Origin of the sequence: Streptomyces sp. NPDC001380 (assembly GCF_042895785.1) — a bacterium.
Lineage (GTDB): Bacteria > Actinomycetota > Actinomycetes > Streptomycetales > Streptomycetaceae > Peterkaempfera.
Map to the genome: position 1 here is coordinate 39227 of NZ_JBIAWP010000020.1, position 17454 is coordinate 56680.

At 76.9% G+C, this 17454-nt stretch carries 16 protein-coding genes; 12 read left to right on the forward strand and 4 right to left on the reverse strand.

The window, feature by feature from the left end; translation table 11 throughout:
• Positions 1-79: 79 nt before the first annotated feature.
• The 5 genes from ACFY07_RS22325 (at position 80) to ACFY07_RS22345 (ending at position 4861) form a co-directional block, all read left to right on the forward strand.
• A complete protein-coding gene (locus ACFY07_RS22325) occupies positions 80-1864 on the forward strand; it encodes a DEAD/DEAH box helicase (protein WP_230745612.1) in 1785 nt (594 codons plus the stop codon).
• A gap of 198 nt (positions 1865-2062) precedes the next feature.
• Positions 2063-2329, forward strand: coding sequence for a TM2 domain-containing protein (locus tag ACFY07_RS22330; protein WP_374228223.1), 267 nt, complete (start codon positions 2063-2065; stop codon positions 2327-2329).
• A gap of 4 nt (positions 2330-2333) precedes the next feature.
• Entirely contained in the window at positions 2334-2771 is a 438-nt protein-coding gene (locus ACFY07_RS22335) for a DUF2752 domain-containing protein (RefSeq protein ID WP_390870947.1), read from the forward strand.
• Between the two features lie 347 nt (positions 2772-3118).
• Entirely contained in the window at positions 3119-3769 is a 651-nt protein-coding gene (locus ACFY07_RS22340) for an IclR family transcriptional regulator (protein ID WP_230745623.1), read from the forward strand.
• A gap of 288 nt (positions 3770-4057) precedes the next feature.
• Positions 4058-4861: a S16 family serine protease gene (locus ACFY07_RS22345; RefSeq protein WP_230745625.1), complete on the forward strand. Its 804-nt coding sequence runs from the start codon at positions 4058-4060 to the stop codon at positions 4859-4861.
• Positions 4862-4900: 39 nt separating this feature from the next.
• On the opposite strand, the gene ACFY07_RS22350 is transcribed toward ACFY07_RS22345, so the two are convergent.
• Complete coding sequence (locus tag ACFY07_RS22350) at positions 4901-5380, reverse strand: Lrp/AsnC family transcriptional regulator (protein ID WP_390870950.1); 480 nt, start codon at positions 5378-5380, stop codon at positions 4901-4903.
• Positions 5381-5557: 177 nt separating this feature from the next.
• On the opposite strand from ACFY07_RS22350, the gene hppD reads away from it, so the two are divergent.
• Complete coding sequence (gene hppD, locus ACFY07_RS22355) at positions 5558-6706, forward strand: 4-hydroxyphenylpyruvate dioxygenase (protein WP_230745629.1); 1149 nt, start codon at positions 5558-5560, stop codon at positions 6704-6706.
• A 198-nt stretch (positions 6707-6904) separates the two neighbouring features.
• Positions 6905-8269, forward strand: a complete 1365-nt coding sequence (locus ACFY07_RS22360; RefSeq protein WP_390870952.1) for an FAD-binding oxidoreductase — start codon at positions 6905-6907, stop codon at positions 8267-8269.
• 165 nt (positions 8270-8434) lie between these two features.
• Here ACFY07_RS22360 and ACFY07_RS22365 read toward each other — a convergent pair whose 3' ends face one another.
• Positions 8435-8995: a hypothetical protein gene (locus ACFY07_RS22365; protein ID WP_390870954.1), complete on the reverse strand. Its 561-nt coding sequence runs from the start codon at positions 8993-8995 to the stop codon at positions 8435-8437.
• A 75-nt stretch (positions 8996-9070) separates the two neighbouring features.
• On the opposite strand from ACFY07_RS22365, the gene ACFY07_RS22370 reads away from it, so the two are divergent.
• The 3 genes from ACFY07_RS22370 (at position 9071) to ACFY07_RS22380 (ending at position 12911) form a co-directional block, all read left to right on the forward strand.
• Positions 9071-9811 (forward strand): response regulator transcription factor, encoded by a 741-nt coding sequence (locus tag ACFY07_RS22370; RefSeq protein ID WP_390870956.1) that lies wholly within the window; start codon positions 9071-9073, stop codon positions 9809-9811.
• Positions 9808-11244, forward strand: a complete 1437-nt coding sequence (locus ACFY07_RS22375) for a sensor histidine kinase (RefSeq protein WP_390870958.1) — start codon at positions 9808-9810, stop codon at positions 11242-11244. The genes ACFY07_RS22370 and ACFY07_RS22375 overlap by 4 nt, the downstream gene beginning before the upstream one ends.
• A gap of 314 nt (positions 11245-11558) precedes the next feature.
• Entirely contained in the window at positions 11559-12911 is a 1353-nt protein-coding gene (locus ACFY07_RS22380) for a glycosyltransferase 87 family protein (RefSeq protein WP_390870961.1), read from the forward strand.
• Positions 12912-12987: 76 nt separating this feature from the next.
• On the opposite strand, the gene ACFY07_RS22385 is transcribed toward ACFY07_RS22380, so the two are convergent.
• Positions 12988-13395, reverse strand: coding sequence for an SsgA family sporulation/cell division regulator (locus ACFY07_RS22385; RefSeq protein WP_230745648.1), 408 nt, complete (start codon positions 13393-13395; stop codon positions 12988-12990).
• A 387-nt stretch (positions 13396-13782) separates the two neighbouring features.
• On the opposite strand from ACFY07_RS22385, the gene ACFY07_RS22390 reads away from it, so the two are divergent.
• Together ACFY07_RS22390 and ACFY07_RS22395 are read left to right on the forward strand one after the other, a co-directional pair.
• A complete protein-coding gene (locus tag ACFY07_RS22390; RefSeq protein ID WP_390870963.1) occupies positions 13783-15870 on the forward strand; it encodes an RDD family protein in 2088 nt (695 codons plus the stop codon).
• A 76-nt stretch (positions 15871-15946) separates the two neighbouring features.
• A complete protein-coding gene (locus ACFY07_RS22395) occupies positions 15947-16639 on the forward strand; it encodes an RDD family protein (RefSeq protein ID WP_390870965.1) in 693 nt (230 codons plus the stop codon).
• Positions 16640-16844: 205 nt separating this feature from the next.
• Here the strand turns inward: ACFY07_RS22395 and ACFY07_RS22400 are convergent, their stop codons facing one another.
• Entirely contained in the window at positions 16845-17141 is a 297-nt protein-coding gene (locus ACFY07_RS22400) for a hypothetical protein (protein ID WP_390870967.1), read from the reverse strand.
• Between the last annotated feature and the right edge of the window lie 313 nt (positions 17142-17454).

The following is a 17454-nucleotide window of genomic DNA, read 5'->3' on the forward strand; positions in this document are numbered from 1 at the left end:
TGGCGGGTTGTCCGACGACAGACCGGCTGGGTGTTGCGCCTCTGACCTGGGGCGATGCCCGACGAACCCCTCGGAGACCGTGAGTACCGCGACCACTTCCCACCACCTCTCCCCGGCCTTCCCCGGACGCGCCCCGTGGGGCACGGCGGGGAAGCTCCGCGCCTGGCAGCAGGGGGCCCTGGACAAGTACGTCGAGACCCAGCCGCGCGACTTCCTCGCGGTCGCGACGCCCGGCGCCGGCAAGACGACGTTCGCGCTGACGCTGGCGTCGTACCTGCTCCACAACCACCTGGTGCAGCAGGTGACGGTGGTCGCCCCGACCGAGCACCTGAAGAAGCAGTGGGCCGAGGCGGCGGCGCGGATAGGGATCCGGCTCGACCCGGCGTACTCCTCCGGGCCGCTCTCCCGGGACTACCACGGCATCGTCGTCACCTACGCGGGCGTCGGCGTCAACCCGATGCTGCACCGCAACCGCACCGAGGGCCGCAAGACCCTGGTGATCATGGACGAGATCCACCACGCGGGCGACAGCAAGTCCTGGGGCGAGGCGTGCTTCGAGGCGTTCGAGCCCGCCACCCGGCGGCTCGCCCTCACCGGCACGCCCTTCCGCTCGGACACCAACCCCATCCCGTTCGTCAGCTACGAGGCGGGCTCCGACGGCATCCGCAAGAGCGTCGCCGACTACACCTACGGCTACGGGCACGCCCTCGCCGACCACGTCGTGCGGCCGGTGATCTTCCTCTCCTACAGCGGCAACATGCGCTGGCGCACCAAGGCCGGCGACGAGGTCGAGGCGCGGCTCGGCGAGCCCATGACCAAGGACGCCATCGCCCAGGCCTGGCGCACCGCCCTGTCCCCGCAGGGCGAGTGGATGCCCAACGTGCTGCGCGCCGCCGACCGGCGCCTCACCGAGGTCCGCAAGGCCGTCCCCGACGCGGGCGGCCTCGTCATCGCCTCCGACCAGACCGCCGCCCGCGCCTACGCCAAGATGATCCGCGAGCTCACCGGCCACCGCGCCACCCTCGTCCTCTCCGACGAGGCCGAGGCGTCCCAGCGGATCTCCGACTTCGCGGAGAGCGACGACCGGTGGATGGTCGCCGTCCGCATGGTCTCCGAGGGCGTCGACGTGCCCCGGCTCGCGGTCGGCGTGTACGCCACCTCCATCTCCACCCCGCTCTTCTTCGCCCAGGCCGTCGGCCGCTTCGTCCGCGCCCGCAAGCGCGGCGAGACCGCCTCGGTCTTCCTGCCGTCGGTGCCGATGCTGCTGGGCTTCGCCAACGAGATGGAGCTCCAGCGCGACCACGTCCTGGACCGGCCCAAGAAGGAGAGCGAGGGGCTCTTCGACGAGGAGGACGCCCTCGTCGCCCAGGCCAACCAGGCCAAGGACGAGCCGGACGGCCAGCAGGAGGGGTTCTCCTTCGAGGCGCTGGAGTCGGACGCGGTCTTCGACCGGGTGCTGTACAACAGCATGGAGTTCGGCATGCAGGCCCACCCCGGGAGCGAGGAGGAGGAGGAGTACCTCGGCATCCCCGGCCTGCTGGAGCCCGACCAGGTCCAGATGCTGCTGCAGAAGCGGCAGCACCGGCAGATCCAGCGCAGCAAGGCGAAGCCGGCCGAGGAGGCCGACCTCCTGGAGGTGCCCGCCGAGAACCGGCCCGTCGTCACCCACCAGGAGCTGCGCGAGCTGCGCAAGGAGCTCAACACCCTGGTCGCCGCCTGGCACCACCGCACCGGCCAGCCCCACGGCACCATCCACAACGAGCTGCGGCGGGTGTGCGGCGGGCCGCTGACGGCGCAGGCGACGGCCGGCCAGCTCAAGGGGCGCATCGCCAAGATCCGCGAGTGGGCCTCCGCCGCGCGGTGACCGGGGACGGGGGCGGGAGCGGGTGCGCGGCGGAGCGCCCGTGTGCGGGACTGCGCGGAACCGGGGGAGAAACGGCGGAGACAGCCGGTCCGATGATCGGCTAGTGTGCCGCTCGCCGCCACGCGGCACGACCCTTCCCGGAGCCCGGACCCCGCGTCCGGTGCTCCGTGCTGCCCACCCCGAGGAGACCAGAACCCCGTGTCCCACCCCACCGCCCCCGGCGCCCCCCAGCCCGTCGACGCCAACGGCCGCCCGCTCTCCGACAAGTCGAAGATCGTCGCGGGCGTGCTGCAGCTCTTCCTGGGCGGCTTCGGAGTGGGCCGCTTCTACACCGGCCACGTGGGCATGGGCATCGCCCAGCTGCTCACCTGCGGCGGGCTCGGCGTCTGGGCGCTGATCGACGGTGTCCTCTTCCTCGTCAGCAACGACCGCACCGACGCCCAGGGCCGCGTGCTGCGCGGCTGACCCGGTGTCCGGCACCTCCGCGCCCCCTCCCGGCCCGCCGGGCGGGGGGCGCCCCCGAGCGGCCCGGCGGCCCCACCCCGCCGCCGGGCCGCTCGGCGTGCTCGCCGCTGCCGCGGCCGGCGCGGCGTACCTCTGGAGCCGCGACCCCCACCGCCCCGGGCAGCTCCTGCCGCCCTGCCCCTGGCACCTCGTCACCGGCCTGCTGTGCCCCGGCTGCGGCGGCACCCGGATGGCCTACGACCTGATGCACGGTCACGGTGCCGCCGCCTGGCACGACAACGCCGCGCTGCTGGCCGCCCTGCCGGCCGTCGCCCTCCTGTACGGGCGGTGGCTCGGGCACGGCCTGCGCGGGCGCCGGTACCGGCCGCGGCTCGGCCGGACCGGCACCCTCGGCGTCCTGGGCGCCGCGGCCGCCTGGACGGTCCTCCGCAACCTGCTCTGAGCCCGCACCCCGGCGGACCGGGTCCCCGCCTCCCGCCGGCCGTGCCGCAGACGGTGCGTGTCCGGACTCCGGACCCCGGGCCGCTCCAGGACACGGAAAGGTCTCGGTGACCGGACGTTTCGACCGGGATGTCCGTGATGGAACCGCTGCGGTGTCACGATCATGACCGAATTTTGGACAACCACTTCCGCTGAGTGCTTCCGGCTCACTACCTTTCGTGCACGCTTCCACGGGGGAAGCGCCGCGGGGCCGACGACGCCGACGACGCCGTCGCCTGCCCCTGCGCGTCCGAACGGAGCCCGTCCCTCCGTCGGGACCGGTGACCGCCGCGGAAAGGAACGAGCGTCGTGACCGCCGAGACCTCCCAGACCCTCGACAGGGGCGTCAGAGTCCTCAAGCTCCTCGCCGACTCCGAGCGCGGCCTGACCGTGACCGAGCTGGCCGGCCGACTCAGCGTCAACCGCACCGTGGTCTACCGGCTCCTCGCCACCCTGGAGCAGCACGGCCTCGTCCGCCGCGACATCGGCGGCCGCGCCCGTGTCGGCCTCGGCGTGCTGCGGCTCGCCCACCGCGTGCACCCCCTGCTGCGCGAGGCCGCACTGCCCGCCCTGCGCAGCCTCGCCGAGGACCTCGGCGCCACCGCCCACCTCACCCTCGTCGACGGCAGCGAGGCGCTCGCCGTCGCCGTCGTCGAGCCCAGCTGGACCGACTTCCACGTCGCGTACCGCACCGGCCTGCGCCACGCCCTCGACGACAGCGCCGCCGGCCGCGCCATCCTCGCCGCCCGCGCCACCGGCAACGGGCACCGGCCCGACCCGGGGTTCGTCATCACCCGGGCCGAGGAGCAGTCCGGCGCCTGCGGTGCGGCCGCCGCCCTGGTGGGGCTCAGCGGCATCGAGGGCAGCGTCGGCGTGGTCATGCTGAGCGGGCTCGTCCCCGAGCGCGTCGGCCCGCGCGTCGTCGAGGCCGCCACCGAGGTCGCGGACGCCCTGCGCTGAGGCCCCGGGCCGGCCCCGGGCCGTCCCGCACCGCCGCGGGCCGCACCAGGGCCCCGGACCGGCGCCGGCCCCCGCAGGGCCGCCCGCGCCGGGCCCCCGGGCCTGCAGGGTGCCGGCCCGCCCGGGGTGCGCCCGGCCGCCTGCCCGGCCGGCCGCCACCCGCCTGCACGACCGACTGCACGGCCGCCCGCCTGCACGACTGCCCGGCCGCCCGGCCGTCCGCCGGGCCCCGCCGTGACCGGCGAGCCGGGCGGTCCGCGTGCACACTCCCGCGCCGGCTGTGTTTTGATGCCGGACGTGCCTGCAGCCCTGCCCTCCCCCCGCGTCCGTGCCCTCGCCCTCTGCGCCCTGCTGCTCGCCGCGCTGTACGCCGTCGCGGCGCTCGCCCCGCTGCCGTACACGATCATGCAGCCCGGCATCACCGCCGACACCCTCGGCCGGTACCGGGGCAAGCAGGTGATCACCATCACCGGCGCCCCCGTGCGCAGCACCAGCGGGCAGCTCCGCATGACCACCATCGCCGCCACCGCGCCGGGCGAGGAGATCAGCCTCACCGACGCCCTCGCCGCGTGGCCCGACCCGGCCCGCGCCGTGGTGCCCAGCGAGGCCGTCTACCCCTCCGGCCGCTCCACCGAGGAGGTGGAGAAGCAGAACACCGCCGACATGCGGCAGTCCCAGGACGCGGCCACCGCCGTGGCCCTGCGCCACCTGCACCTGGCACCCGGCCGGGTGAAGGTCTCCCTCGACCTCGCCGACGTCGGCGGCCCCAGCGCCGGCCTGCTCTTCACCCTCGGCATCATCGACAGGCTCGACGGCGACGGCCACGGCGGCGACCTCACCGGCGGCCGGGTGGTCGCGGGCACCGGCACCATCGACGAGGCCGGCCGGGTCGGACCCGTCGGCGGGGTGGCGCTGAAGACCCGGGCCGCCGCCCGCGACGGCGCCACCGTCTTCCTCGTCCCGCGCGCCGAGTGCTCCGACGCCAAGGTGGACACCCCGAAGGGGCTGCGGCTGGTCCCGGTCGACACCCTGGACGGCGCCCTGAAGGCCCTCGCGGCGCTGCGGAACGGCGGCCCCGTCCCTTCCTGCTGACCCTCCGGCGCTTTCCTCCGGCCCCCGGCCTTCCGGCCCTCAGCCGGTGCCGGACGCCTGCGCCACCAGCGGCAGCACCCGGTACGGCACCGGGTTCTCCAGGGCGATCGCCGTGGAGGCGCGCACGATGCCGTCGAACCCCACGACCCGGTCGATCACCCGCTGCAGGTCGGCGTTCGAGCGGGCCACGATCCGGCAGAGCATGTCCCCCTGCCCGGTGATGGTGTGCAGCTCCAGCACCTCCGGCACCGACGCCAGGTGGGCCCGGATCGCCCGGCCCTGCCCCTGGGCGATCTCCAGCGTCGCGAACGCCGTCACCGGGTAGCCCAGCGCCGCCGGCTCCAGCTCCGGGCCGAAACCGCGGATCACCCCCCGGGCCCGCAGCCGGTCCAGCCGCGCCTGCACGGTGCCGCGGGCCACGCCGAGCCGCCGGGAGCACTCCAGCACCCCGATCCGGGGCTCCTCGGCGAGCAGGGTGATGAGGCGGCCGTCGAGGCCGTCCAGAGGGGTGTCGTCCACGGCGTCTCCCGTCGGTGCGCAACCTGTACAGGAATGCTGCACCGGCCGCAGTACCGCTGTACAGACTGACCAGCCCTCCGGCGAACGGTTGCGCAACCGTGTGAGCGGCGCCACGGTGAGCGCACACAGCTGCACAACCCGGGTACCGGAACGCGTACGCCCCACAGGGAGGCCGCCATGACCGACACCACTCCGCTCACCAGCCCCTCGCACGCCGGCCAGGCCGACCCCTTCCCGGTGCGGGGCATGGACGCGGTGGTCTTCGCCGTCGGCAACGCCAAGCAGGCCGCCCACTACTACTCCACCGCCTTCGGCATGCGCTGCACCGCCTACGCGGGCCCGGAGACCGGCACCCGCGAGACCGCCTCCTACGTGCTGGAGTCCGGCGGCGCCCGGTTCGTCCTCACCTCGGTGATCAAGCCGGACACCGACCACGGCCGGTTCCTCGCCGAGCACGTCGCCGCCCACGGCGACGGCGTCGTCGACCTCGCCATCGAGGTCCCCGACGTCCGCGCCGCCCACGCCTACGCGGTCGAGCACGGCGCCACCTCCCTGGAGGAGCCGTACGAGCTCAAGGACGAGCACGGCACGGTCGTCCTCGCCGCCATCGCCACCTACGGCCAGACGCGGCACACCCTGGTCGACCGCTCCGGCTACGACGGCCCGTACCTGCCCGGCTACACCGCCCGCGGGCCGATCGCCGCGCCGCCCGCCAAGCGGTTCTTCCAGGCGATCGACCACTGCGTGGGCAACGTCGAGCTCGGCCGCATGGACGAGTGGGTGTCCTTCTACAACCGGGTCATGGGCTTCACCAACATGAAGGAGTTCGTGGGCGACGACATCGCCACCGAGTACTCCGCACTGATGTCCAAGGTGGTCGCCGACGGCACCCGCAAGGTGAAGTTCCCGCTCAACGAGCCGGCCGTCGCGAAGAAGAAGTCGCAGATCGACGAGTACCTGGAGTTCTACGGCGGCCCCGGCGTGCAGCACATCGCCCTCGCCACCAACGACATCGTCGCCTCCGTCCGGGCCATGCGCGAGGCGGGCGTGGAGTTCCTCGACACCCCCGACAGCTACTACGACACCCTGGGGGAGTGGGTCGGCGAGACCCGCGTGCCGCTGGAGCAGCTGCGCGAGCTGAAGATCCTCGCCGACCGGGACGAGGACGGCTACCTGCTGCAGATCTTCACCAAGCCGGTCCAGGACCGGCCGACGGTCTTCTTCGAGATGATCGAGCGGCACGGCTCCATGGGCTTCGGCAAGGGCAACTTCAAGGCGCTGTTCGAGGCCATCGAGCGCGAGCAGGAAAGGCGCGGCAACCTCTAGCCGGCTGCTCGCGCGCGAGCGGCCGGAGTCGGCGCGGCGGCCTCTGGCCGGCTGCTGGCGCGCGAGCGGCCTGCGGCGGGGCCCGGCGGAACACCGCCGGGCCCCGCCGCCCACCCGGGGGGCTTGTCCGGACCCGCCGTGCACGGAAGAGTGGATCTCCGGGACACCCACGCACCGCGCCCGGGAGGCGACGCACCCATGAGCGACCTGGTCGAACTGCTCCTCGAGGGCCTTCCGCCCGACGCGGTCGCCACCGACCCCGACGTCACCGCCGCCTACCGCCGCGACATGGCGGGCTTCTGCGACGCCGGCGCACCCGCCGTCGTCGTCCACCCCGCCACCGTCGAGCAGGTGCAGCACGTGATGCGCACCGCGACCCGGCTGCGGGTGCCCGTCGTCCCGCAGGGCGCCCGCACCGGCCTGTCCGGCGCGGCCAACGCCGTCGACGGCTGCATCGTCCTCTCCCTCACGAAGATGGACCGCATCCTCGACATCGACCCCGTCGACCGCACGGCCACCGTCGAGCCGGGCGTCGTCAACGCCGTCCTCTCCCGCGCCGTCGCCGCGCACGGCCTCGCCTACCCGCCGGACCCCTCCAGCTGGGAGTCGTGCACGATCGGCGGCAACATCGGCACCGGCTCCGGCGGCCTGTGCTGCGTGAAGTACGGCGTCACCGCCGAGTACGTCCTCGGCCTGGACGTCGTCCTCGCCGACGGGCGCCTGCTGCGCACCGGCCGCCGCACCGCCAAGGGCGTCGCCGGCTACGACCTGACCCGCCTCTTCGTCGGCGCCGAGGGCACCCTCGGGATCGTCGTCCGGGCGGTCCTCGCGCTGCGGCCCGCCCCGGCGCCGCAGCTCGTCCTGGCCGCCGAGTTCCCCTCCACCGGGTCCGCCTGCGACGCGGTCTGCGCGGTGATGGCCTCCGGGCACACCCCGTCGCTGATGGAGCTGATGGACCGCACGACCGTACGGGCCGTCAACGCCATGACCCGGATGGGCCTGCCGGAGACCACCGAGGCGCTGCTGCTGGTCGCGTTCGACACCCCGGACCCGGCCGCCGACCTCGACGCGGTCGGGGAGCTGTGCCGGGCGGCGGGCGCCACCGAGGTCGTGCCGGCCGCCGACGCCGCCGAGTCGGACCTGCTGCTGGAGGCCCGTCGCCAGGCGCTGCCCGCCATGGAGAGGCTCGGCACCACCATGATCGACGACGTGGCCGTGCCCCGCTCCCGGCTCGCGGAGATGATCGACGGCGTCGCCGCGATCGCCGACCGCCACGGCCTGACCATCGGCGTCTGCGCCCACGCCGGGGACGGCAACACCCACCCCGTGGTCGTCTTCGACGCCGCCGACCCGGCCGAGGCCGCCCGCGCCCGGGAGTCCTTCGACGCCATCATGGCCCTCGGCCTGGAGCTGGGCGGCACCATCACCGGGGAGCACGGCGTCGGCCTGCTGAAGAAGGAGTGGCTGGCCCGCGAGCTGGGCCCGGTCGGCCTGGAGCTCCAGCGCGGCATCCGCTCCGTCTTCGACCCGCTCGGCCTGCTCAACCCCGGCAAGGTCGTCTGACGCCCCGTCGGCCGGGCCGGCGAGGCGGTACGGCCCGCCCGGCCCGCCCGGCCCGCCCGGCCCGCCCGGCCCGCCCGGCCCGCCCGGCCCGCCCGGGGCGCCCGGGGCGCCCGGGGCGCCCGGGGCGCCCGGGGCGCCCGGGGCTCACGGGGAACCGACGGTCCGTCACCCCTCCACGGTCTGCACCGCCGGCGGGTGGCCGTTCCAGGTGACGAAGACCGAGTCGGTGACGCCGTCCCGGGAGAAGTCCACCCGCAGCCACCCGTCGCCGTGCCACACCTGCATCTCCCACCCCGGCTCGGGCGCCGCCGACACCAGCTCCGCCGAGTCGGGGTGGAACTCCACCGCCACCCGCTCGCCGTCCACCGACACGCTCCGCACGTCGCCGCCGGGCACCCCCGGGGAGGCGCCCCCCGCGGACGGCGGGGCGTCCGGCCGCCGCGGACCGGGCACCCTCCCCGCCCGCCCGAGCGAGGGGGAGGAGCGCGCCTGCGGTGTCCGCGACGGCTGCGGCGCCCGCGCCGTGGCGGGCCCCAGCTCGCCCTCCGGCAGCCGGGTCGACGACGCGTCAGGACCGTCCGGGGCGCCGGGCGCCGGGACGGCCGGGGTCCGCGGCGGGTCGAACGCGCCGTCCGACAGCACCGCGTGCACACCGAGCCAGGACAGCGACACCGCCGCGCCGGTGGCCGCCGCCCACGCGCCGGTCTGCAGGATCCCTCTCCGCACCGTCGCAATACTGCCGTATCGCGAGCCTCGCGATGTCATGCACGCGAATCACCCGTATGGCGTACGGTGCGGGCCATGGCAACTGTGCTCGTGGTCGAGGACGACCCGTTCGTGCGCTCCGCCCTCATCCGGCACCTCTCCGACGCCGGCCACGCCGTCCGCAGCGTGGGCACCGCACTGGAGGCGCTGAGGGAGGTCGCCCAGGTCGGCTGCGACCTGGTCATCCTGGACCTCGGACTGCCCGACCTCGACGGCAGCGAGGCCCTCAAGATGATCCGCGGACTCACCAACGTCCCCGTCATCATCTCCACCGCCCGCGACGACGAGGCGGAGATCGTCCGGCTGCTCAACGACGGCGCCGACGACTACCTCACCAAGCCCTTCTCCGGCGAGCACCTCTCCGCCCGCATGGCCGCCGTGCTGCGCCGCGCCGGGGCCGGGGCGTCGCCCACCGCGCAGCTGCTCCGCGTCGGCGGCCTCTACATCGACCTCCAGCGGCGCGAGGCCGCCCTCGACGGCGCGATGCTCGACCTGACGCGCCGTGAGTTCGACCTGCTGGCCTTCCTCGCCGCCCGGCCCGGCGTCGTCGTCCCCCGCAAGGAGCTGCTCGCCGAGGTGTGGCGGCAGACCTACGGCGGCGACCAGACCATCGACGTGCACCTGTCCTGGCTGCGCCGCAAGCTCGGCGAGACCGCCTCCCGCCCCCGCTACCTGCACACCGTGCGCGGCGTCGGCGTCCGCCTGGAGGCCCCGTCGGACGCCGTCCCGCACGCCCCCCACGCCCCCGCCGACACCGCCTGGGGGCACCACCGGTGAGATGGGCCCTGGTGAAGGCCGCCATCGCCGGCACCACCATGGTGGCGCTCGCCTTCCTCATCCCGCTGGGCCTGATGGTCCGTGAGACGGCCCGCGACCGGGCGTTCGCCGCGGCCGAGCGGCAGGCCGCCGCGCTCGGCCCCGCGCTCGCCATCACCACCGACCGCGAGGCCCTCCAGCGCGCCGTCGCCTCCACCCAGGCCGGGGCCGACCGCCGCGTCGCCGTCCACATCCCCCCGCCCAGCGGCACGGTCGCCCCGCAGGCGCTCTCCACCGTCGGCACCGCCCGCGCGGCCGAGGGCGACCTGGCCACCGCGATCCGCCGCGGCCGCTCCTTCACCGTCCGGGTGCCCGGCGGCTTCACCCTCCTCCAGCCCATCGCGGTCGACATCAACCGCAAGGCCGTCGTGGAGGTGTTCGTCCCCGAGGACGACCTCACCCGCGGCGTCGCCACCGCCTGGATCGTCCTCAGCCTCGTCGCGCTCGCCCTGGTCGCCATCTCCGTCGCCGTCGCCGACCGGATGGGCGCCCGCATCGTCTCCTCCGCCCGCCGCCTGGCCGCCGCCGCCCGCTCGCTCGGCTCCGGCAACCTCGCCGTGCGGGTGCCGGTGGAGGGCCGCCGCGCCGAGGGCACCCCGCAGGAGCTGCGGGAGGCCGCCGTCGCCTTCAACGCCATGGCCGACCGCGTCGTCCACCTCCTCGCCGCCGAGCGGGAGATGGCCGCCGACCTCTCCCACCGCCTGCGCACCCCCCTCACGGTGCTGCGGCTCAACGCCGCCTCCCTGGGCGAGGGCGACGCCGCCGAGGCCACCCGGCACGCCGTCGCCCAGCTGGAGCGGGAGGTCGACCAGATCATCCGCGCCGCCCGGCGCACCGTCGACGACCAGCCCGCCGTCTCGGTGGGCTGCGACGCGGCCGAGGTCATCCGCGAGCGGGTCGGCTTCTGGTCCGCGCTCGCCGAGGACGAGGGCCGCGCCTGGCAGCTCGCCGGGGCCGACGCCCCCGCCGTGGTCCCCGTGCAGCGCGGCGACTTCGCCGCCGCCGTCGACGCGCTCCTCGGCAACGTCTTCCGGCACACCAAGGAGGGCACCGCCTTCTCCGTCGACGTGCACACCGGCGACGAGGCCGTCATCCTCATGGTCTCCGACGCCGGACCCGGCATCGCCGACCCCGAGGCCGCGCTCCGCCGCGGCGAGGGGCAGGGCGGCGAGGGCTCCACCGGCCTGGGGCTCGACATCGTGCGCAAGATGGCCGAGGCCACCGGCGGCGACATGGCCGTGGGGCGGTCCGCCCTGCTCGGCGGCACCGAGATCCGGCTGCGGCTCCGGACCCGCGCCGAGGCCCGCACCGAGGGCCTCAGCCGCCGCCTGGCCCGCGCCCGCCGCCCCGCCTCCCGCCGCCGCGGCGGCGCCCGGGCCGCCTCCCGCCGCTGACCCGCCCGCACCGGCCCGGCCCGCGCGGACCCGCACCGGGTCCGCCGGCCCGCGCGGACCCGCACCGGCCTGGCCCGCGCCGGCCCGCGCCGGCCCGTGCCCGCCCGCAGGCCGGGGCCCGCGGGTACCGGCACCCCGTTCCGGTACCCGCCCGCCGCGTCCGGCGCCGTGTGCGTCCCGCCGCCCCGGGGCAGGCGCCCCGGACGTGCCCCGGAACCGGGCCGCGGGGCCGGTCCGTCCTCCCCACGGGCCCCGGGGTGCGCCGGAGCCATCGGGTAGGGTCGCGGGGTTCGACGTGGGAACGGAGTGCGGACGTGGCAGTGGTGGAGCAGGAACGGCCGGCAGGGACGGCCGGAGCGGGACGTGCGGGCGGTGGTCCGGCGTTCCTCCGGGCGCTGCGCGAGGCGCCGCGCCGCCCCACACTGGCCGCCGCGGCCGCCGCGGCGCTCTCCCTGACGCTGTACGCCGTGGTGCGGCACCTCGTCGGCACCTCCATGATCGACATGCTGGTCTACCGGGCGGAGGGCCGGGCCGTGCTCGACGGCACGGACCTCTACACCATCCGCGTCTCCCAGTGGGACCTCCCCGCCACCTACCCGCCGTTCGCCGCGATGCTCTTCGTGCCGACAGCGTGGGCGGGCGTCGGCCTGCTGCGCCTCCTCGTCACCGGCGGCAACGCCCTCCTCCTCGGCACCGCCGCCTGGCTCTCCTGCCGGCTGGCCGGCTGGCCGCGCCGCGAGCTGCGCCCGGCCGCCGTCCTGCTCACCACCGGCTTCGGCGTGTGGCTGGAGCCCGTCTGGACCACCCTGCGCTACGGGCAGGTCAACCTCGCCCTGCTCTGCCTGATCCTGTGGGACCTCACCCGGTCCGACGCCGGCCGCGCCAAGGGCGTCGGCATCGGCATCGCCGCCGGCATCAAGCTCACCCCCGGCCTCTTCGCCGTGTACCTGCTGCTCACCGGCCGGGTCCGGGCCGCCTTCACCGCCTTCGGCGCCTACCTCGTCACCGTCGCGATCGGCTGGACCGCCCTCCCCGCGGCCTCCCACGGCTTCTGGACCACCTACCTCTTCGACTCCAGCCGGGTCGGCAAGACCGAGATCGTCGACAACCAGTCCGTGCGCGGCGCCGTCGCCCGCCTCCTGCACACCGCCGAGCCCGGCACCGCGGGCCTCGCGGCCGGCGCCGCGGCGGCGGTCCTCGGCCTCGCCGTCGCCGCGTGGGCGGGGCGCAGCGCGCCGCACCTGCCGCGCGCCGAGGCCTGGGGCGTCGTCTGCACCGCGGTCACCGCCCTGCTGGTCTCCCCGATCAGCTGGACCCACCACTGGGTGTGGTGCGTGCCGCTCGCCGTCCTGCTCGGCGCCGAGGCCGCCCACGAGAGGTCCCGGCCGGAGGCCGTCCGCAGGCTCCGGTGGCGCCCGATCCTGGGCGTCGTCCTCCTCGGCTTCTGCTCCTACGGCATGTGGCTGGTGCCGCACCACGGGCCGCGCGACCTGGACCTGCCGGTCTGGCAGCAGGTCCCGGCCGCCCTCTACCCGCTGCTCGGCCTCGCCGTGCTCGCCCTCGCGGCGGCCCGCGTCCGCAGCCGCCGGGCCGCCCTGCGCCGCACCCCGGCGACGCTGCCCGCCCAGCGGCCGGGCGTGCGCCGCGAGACCGCCCCCGTCCGCTGACGGCGGCGCGGCCGGGACCGGGCCGCCGCACGCCGCAGCCCGGGGCCCGTCCTGCGGGCCCCGGCCGTCCCGCAGGTCAGGCCAGCAGCTGCGCCAGCCCCGTGTCGAGGTCCAGCGTGTCGCCCTCGCTGCCGGGCGGCACCAGCCGGTGCGTGCGCTCCAGCCACGCCGTGACCGCCGCCAGCGGCGCCTCCAGCAGCGCGTCGCCCGCCGGGGAGCTCAGCCCCATGTTGAGCACCCCCCGCCCGTCGGCGCGGCCCGGCCACACCCGGACGTCGCCCTGCCCGCACGGCCGGAAGGTCCCCTCGGCCAGCAGCTCCCGGGCGAACACCCAGGTCACCGGGGTCTCCGAGCCGAGGTGGAAGGTGATGTGGACGGCGTAGGGGTCGTGCGCGCCGTACGACAGGCGGGCGGGCACGGGGACACTCCGCTCGGGCGAGAGCACGAGGTTCAGCTCGAGCTCGTGCTCGACCAAGGTCTCCATGGGGTGACTTCCTCTCTGCACCGGAGCCTCCCGGCGGCATGACGCGTCTGCCCCGCCACCGGTCCGTGATACGTGAGAGCCCCCGGACGGAGCACTCTTACACGCCTTCCGCCGTCCGGTACCTCCCCTGTCCGGCGGGGCCGCGCCGGACGGCCGCCGTCCACCGGGGGCGCGGCGGGCCCCCCGACCGGGTCTTCCTTCGGCAACGGCCCCACCGGGAGGCGTGCGGGTACTACGCTTTGTCACTGCTCGGGTGCGTCCTGTACCGATGCGTGCCCGGGCGGTCCCCGCGTCCCGCCGCCGCCCTCGAACCCGCGGCGGGGGGAGGGCGTACCAGGAGCGGGGCCACCACCCGACAGCCAGAGCGGACCACGGGACAGGGGACAGATGACGGACCGACCCTCTTCCGGCACCACGGCCGGGGCGCCGGTGCCCGGCTACTACCCGGACCCGTCCATCCCCGGCTTCGTCCGCTACTGGGACGGGCACGGCTGGGCCCCGGGCACCACCCGGCCGGCGCCCCGGCCGGGGGAGGTCCTCGCCCCGCCCCGCGTGGTGGCGCGGCGGCAGGTGCCGACGGCGCGGCCCGTCCCGCCCCCGGCGGTCCCCGGCGGGACGGAGGGCGGGGCCGCGCAGGAGGGCGCCCCGGCCGCCGCGGAGCCCCCGGCCGCCGCGGAGCCCAGGGGCGGCGCTGCACCCCCGGCCGCCGCCGAGCCCCCTGGCCCGGGGGAGCCCGCAGACCCCCCGACGGTCGAGGGGGCGGCGGCGCCGGCGGCGTCCTCCGGCCCCCGGGCGGCCTCCCCGGCCGGTCCCGCCGCCGAGCGGACCGCCCTGCCGCCCGGCCCCGCCCGCGGCTGGGCCGGACCGGCCCGGCTCGACGAGTCCGGCCCCGTCTTCTTCGACGAGACCACCGGCGGCACGTCGTTCACGACCGGCCCCGGCACCGGGCCCGTCCCGGCCGCGCTCCCGTCGGGCGCCCCGGCCTCGCCGTTCCCGGCCCACGACCGCAAGCAGAGCCCCTGGGCGACCCCCGCCCACCCCGTCGTCCGCCGCCCGGCCCCCGTGCAGGTCCAGGAGCCGGGGCCCGCACCGGCCGACGCCCCCCGGTCCGACGCCCCTCGGGCCGGCGTCCCGGAGGCCGCGGCGCCCCCCGCCGCCCGGCCCGCGCTGCCGGAGGCGTCCCCCGCCGCGGCGGCCCCGGCGTCCCCGGCCGCGGACACCCCCCGGTCCCGGGCCGCCACCCCCGAGCCGTCCCCGGCCCCCGGCGGCCCCGCCCGGCACGACACCGCGGCCGCGGTCGCAGCCGTGCCCCCGACCCCGGCCGGAGCGGCGGCCCCCGCCACCGACCGGGCCGAACCGGGGCCCCCGGCCGGTGCGCAGGGCTCCCCGGAGGGGCGGGACGCCCGGTCCGGCTGGCAGGCGGACGCGCTGAGACAGCGCGGACTGATGGAGTCCGAGGCGGAGCCCCGGTGGGTCTCCTGGGGGGTCGCCGACGCCGGGACCGGCCGCCCTGCCGCCCCCCGGACCGAGGACGCGTCGGCCGCCGCCGCTGCCCCCGCCGCGCCGGGGAAGCCCGCATCCGGCCTGGCCGGGGCGTCCGCCGGGACCGACGCGCCCGCACCCGCGGCGTCCGCGAACCCGACCGCCCCGGCGTCGGGGAAGCCCGCCGCCGGCAGCGCCGGCGCTGCCAGCGCGGCCGACCGGCCTTCCCCCGCCGCGCCCTGCGACCGCTCCTCCGGCACCCGGCCCTCCGCCGTCCCCGCCCCCGCCCCCGCTCCCGCTCCGGCCCCCGCCCCGGCCCTCGCCCCCGCCGACCAGGCGACCCGGACGAGGATCCCCACCCGCGACGCCGCCCCCCGCCCCTCCGACGCCGCGCCGCCGAAGGCCCCCGGGACCCTTGCCGCCGACGCGGCGCCGGCCGCCCCGCGCCCCGCGCCGTCGCAGGCCGCGGCCCGCCGCCAGGCGGCCGCCGAGGAGCGCCGCAGGGCCCGGCCGGCCGGGTACGCCAGGCGCCTGTGCGCCCGCGCGGTCGACACCCTCGTCGTCGCGGCCCTCGCCGCCGCCGTGGGCATCCCGCTCGCGTCCTCCGCCGTGCACCACCTGCAGGAGAAGATCGACGCCGCCAAGGCGTCCGGCCGGTCCGTGCGGGTGTGGCTCATCGATCCGACGGTGCTCGGCAAGGCGGGCCTGTTCCTGCTGGTGGTCCTCTGCATCGGCTTCCTCTACGAGGCCGTCCCCACGGCCCGCTGGGGCCGCACTCCGGGCAAGCGCCTGCTGCGGGTGCGGGTGCTGGACACGGAGTCCCGCCGGCCTCCGGGCCTCGGCGCCTCGGTGCGCCGCTGGCTGGTGCAGCAGCTGCTGGGCGCGGTGCTGCTCGGCGGCTTCCTGGACTCGCTGTGGTGCCTCTTCGACCGCCCGCTCCGCCAGTGCTGGCACGACAAGGCGGGCGGGACCTTCGTCGCGGCGGACGACTGAGACCCGTTGACCCGCTTGGCCGTATCGGCGCGTCCGTGTCCGGATGGCGGCGTTCCCCCGGTGTTCTACTCGGACCATGAGCACCCAGGAGCCGCCCGGACCGGGCCCCGAGCAGGAGGGCTCCGGCCCGCCGTCGTTCGACAAGCAGCCGCCCCCGCCCGGCGCCGCGCCCCCGCCGCCCCCGGGCGGCGAGCCCCGGTACGGGCAGCAGCCCCCGCCGGGCGGCCAGCCCCCGCCGGGGCAGTGGCCCCCGCAGGGCCAGGGGTCCCCCTACGGCCAGGCGCCGCCCCCGCCCTACGGCCAGGCCCCGCCCCACGGCGAGCCCGGCGGCGGCCCGGTGCCGGGGATGCCGCCGCTCGGCAACCGCGGCAGGCGGCTGCTGGCCCGCATCATCGACGCCGTCCTGGTGAGCGTCGTCTGCGGCCTGCTCTTCGGATGGTTCTTCGACTGGGGCACCCGGAGCGGCGAGGTGGCCCTCTCCCTCGTCTTCGGCCTCGTCTACTGGGTCTACGAGAGCCTGATGCTGTCGCGCGACGGCCAGACGCTGGGCAAGAAGGCGGTCAAGGTGCGGGTGGCCCGGCTCGCGGACGGCGCCGTGCCCACCCCGGGGGAGGCGTGGGGCAGGGCGGCCGTCTACACCCTGCCCTCGATGCTGTGCTGCGGCCTGTGGGTGGTCGTCGACGGAGGACTGTGCCTCTTCGACCAGCCCTACCGGCAGTGCGTGCACGACAAGGCGGTGCGGACCGTGGTGGTCTCCACCGCCCCGTGAGCCGGCGGCCCGGCGGACCGGCGGCCCGACCGCCCGGCGGTGCACCGGTGCGGTCCGCCCGTCCCTGCGGCGGACCGGTGACGTGTCGACATGGCGCTTTCACGTCTTGACGCCCGGTCGGCTTCGTGCAGGACCGCGGGTGCGCCGGTACTCCGGGCATCCGCGCCGCGCCGGGCGCGGCGTCCGGAGCCCTTCCGGCCGTGCCTCAGCGGCGCCCGGGTGACGGTTCGGCGTACTCGCGCTCCGCGGCGGCCGGGATCCGCCGGCCCGGTACGCCGGGCGCTGCGCCGGGCACGGCGCCCGGGGCGACGTCCCGGCTGTCCCGGGGGGCGCGGCCGGGGACGAGGAGCGCGGTGGCGAGGGTGCCCAGGGCGAGTCCGAAGACCACCAGGACGGTGACGGCGGGGACGCTGTCGGCGCCGGACACGGCGAGCAGCACCGTAGTGGCGGAGACGACGGCGAGGGTTCCCCAGCAGATCTGGGCGGGGGTGGGGCGGGGCATGGCGGTTCCGTCCTTCGCATCGGGGGTGTGCGGGGCGGGGTGGGATCGGCCGGCCCCCCGCCCGTGCCTCCCGTGCGTGTGCTGCGCGATGCGCGGACGGCGGTCGGGACGTCAGCAGATCCGCTGTGCAGATACCCGGTGCATGTGCTGGTGAGACCAGACTAACCCCCGTGGAGGGGTGCACGGGGGGCGCACGGGCTCACCTCCCGGTGGACGGGCTGTGGCAGTCGTCACGCAACGGGTGCATCCGTGACGTGCCGTCAGGGGCGCACGCGGGCGCGGAGCCTAAAGCCAAAGTCATGTGCGGGTCAAG

Bases quoted from the DNA above. Each gene is read 5' to 3' on its own strand.
- ACFY07_RS22345 (WP_230745625.1), top strand. From the start codon at position 4,058: ATGCCGGACGTGCCTGCAGCCCTGCCCTCCCCCCGCGTCCGTGCCCTC.
- hppD (WP_230745629.1), top strand. From the start codon at position 5,558: ATGACCGACACCACTCCGCTCACCAGCCCCTCGCACGCCGGCCAGGCC.
- ACFY07_RS22360 (WP_390870952.1), top strand. From the start codon at position 6,905: ATGAGCGACCTGGTCGAACTGCTCCTCGAGGGCCTTCCGCCCGACGCG.
- ACFY07_RS22370 (WP_390870956.1), top strand. From the start codon at position 9,071: ATGGCAACTGTGCTCGTGGTCGAGGACGACCCGTTCGTGCGCTCCGCC.
- ACFY07_RS22385 (WP_230745648.1), bottom strand. From the start codon at position 13,395: ATGGAGACCTTGGTCGAGCACGAGCTCGAGCTGAACCTCGTGCTCTCG.
- ACFY07_RS22390 (WP_390870963.1), top strand. From the start codon at position 13,783: ATGACGGACCGACCCTCTTCCGGCACCACGGCCGGGGCGCCGGTGCCC.
- ACFY07_RS22395 (WP_390870965.1), top strand. From the start codon at position 15,947: ATGAGCACCCAGGAGCCGCCCGGACCGGGCCCCGAGCAGGAGGGCTCC.
- ACFY07_RS22400 (WP_390870967.1), bottom strand. From the start codon at position 17,141: ATGCCCCGCCCCACCCCCGCCCAGATCTGCTGGGGAACCCTCGCCGTC.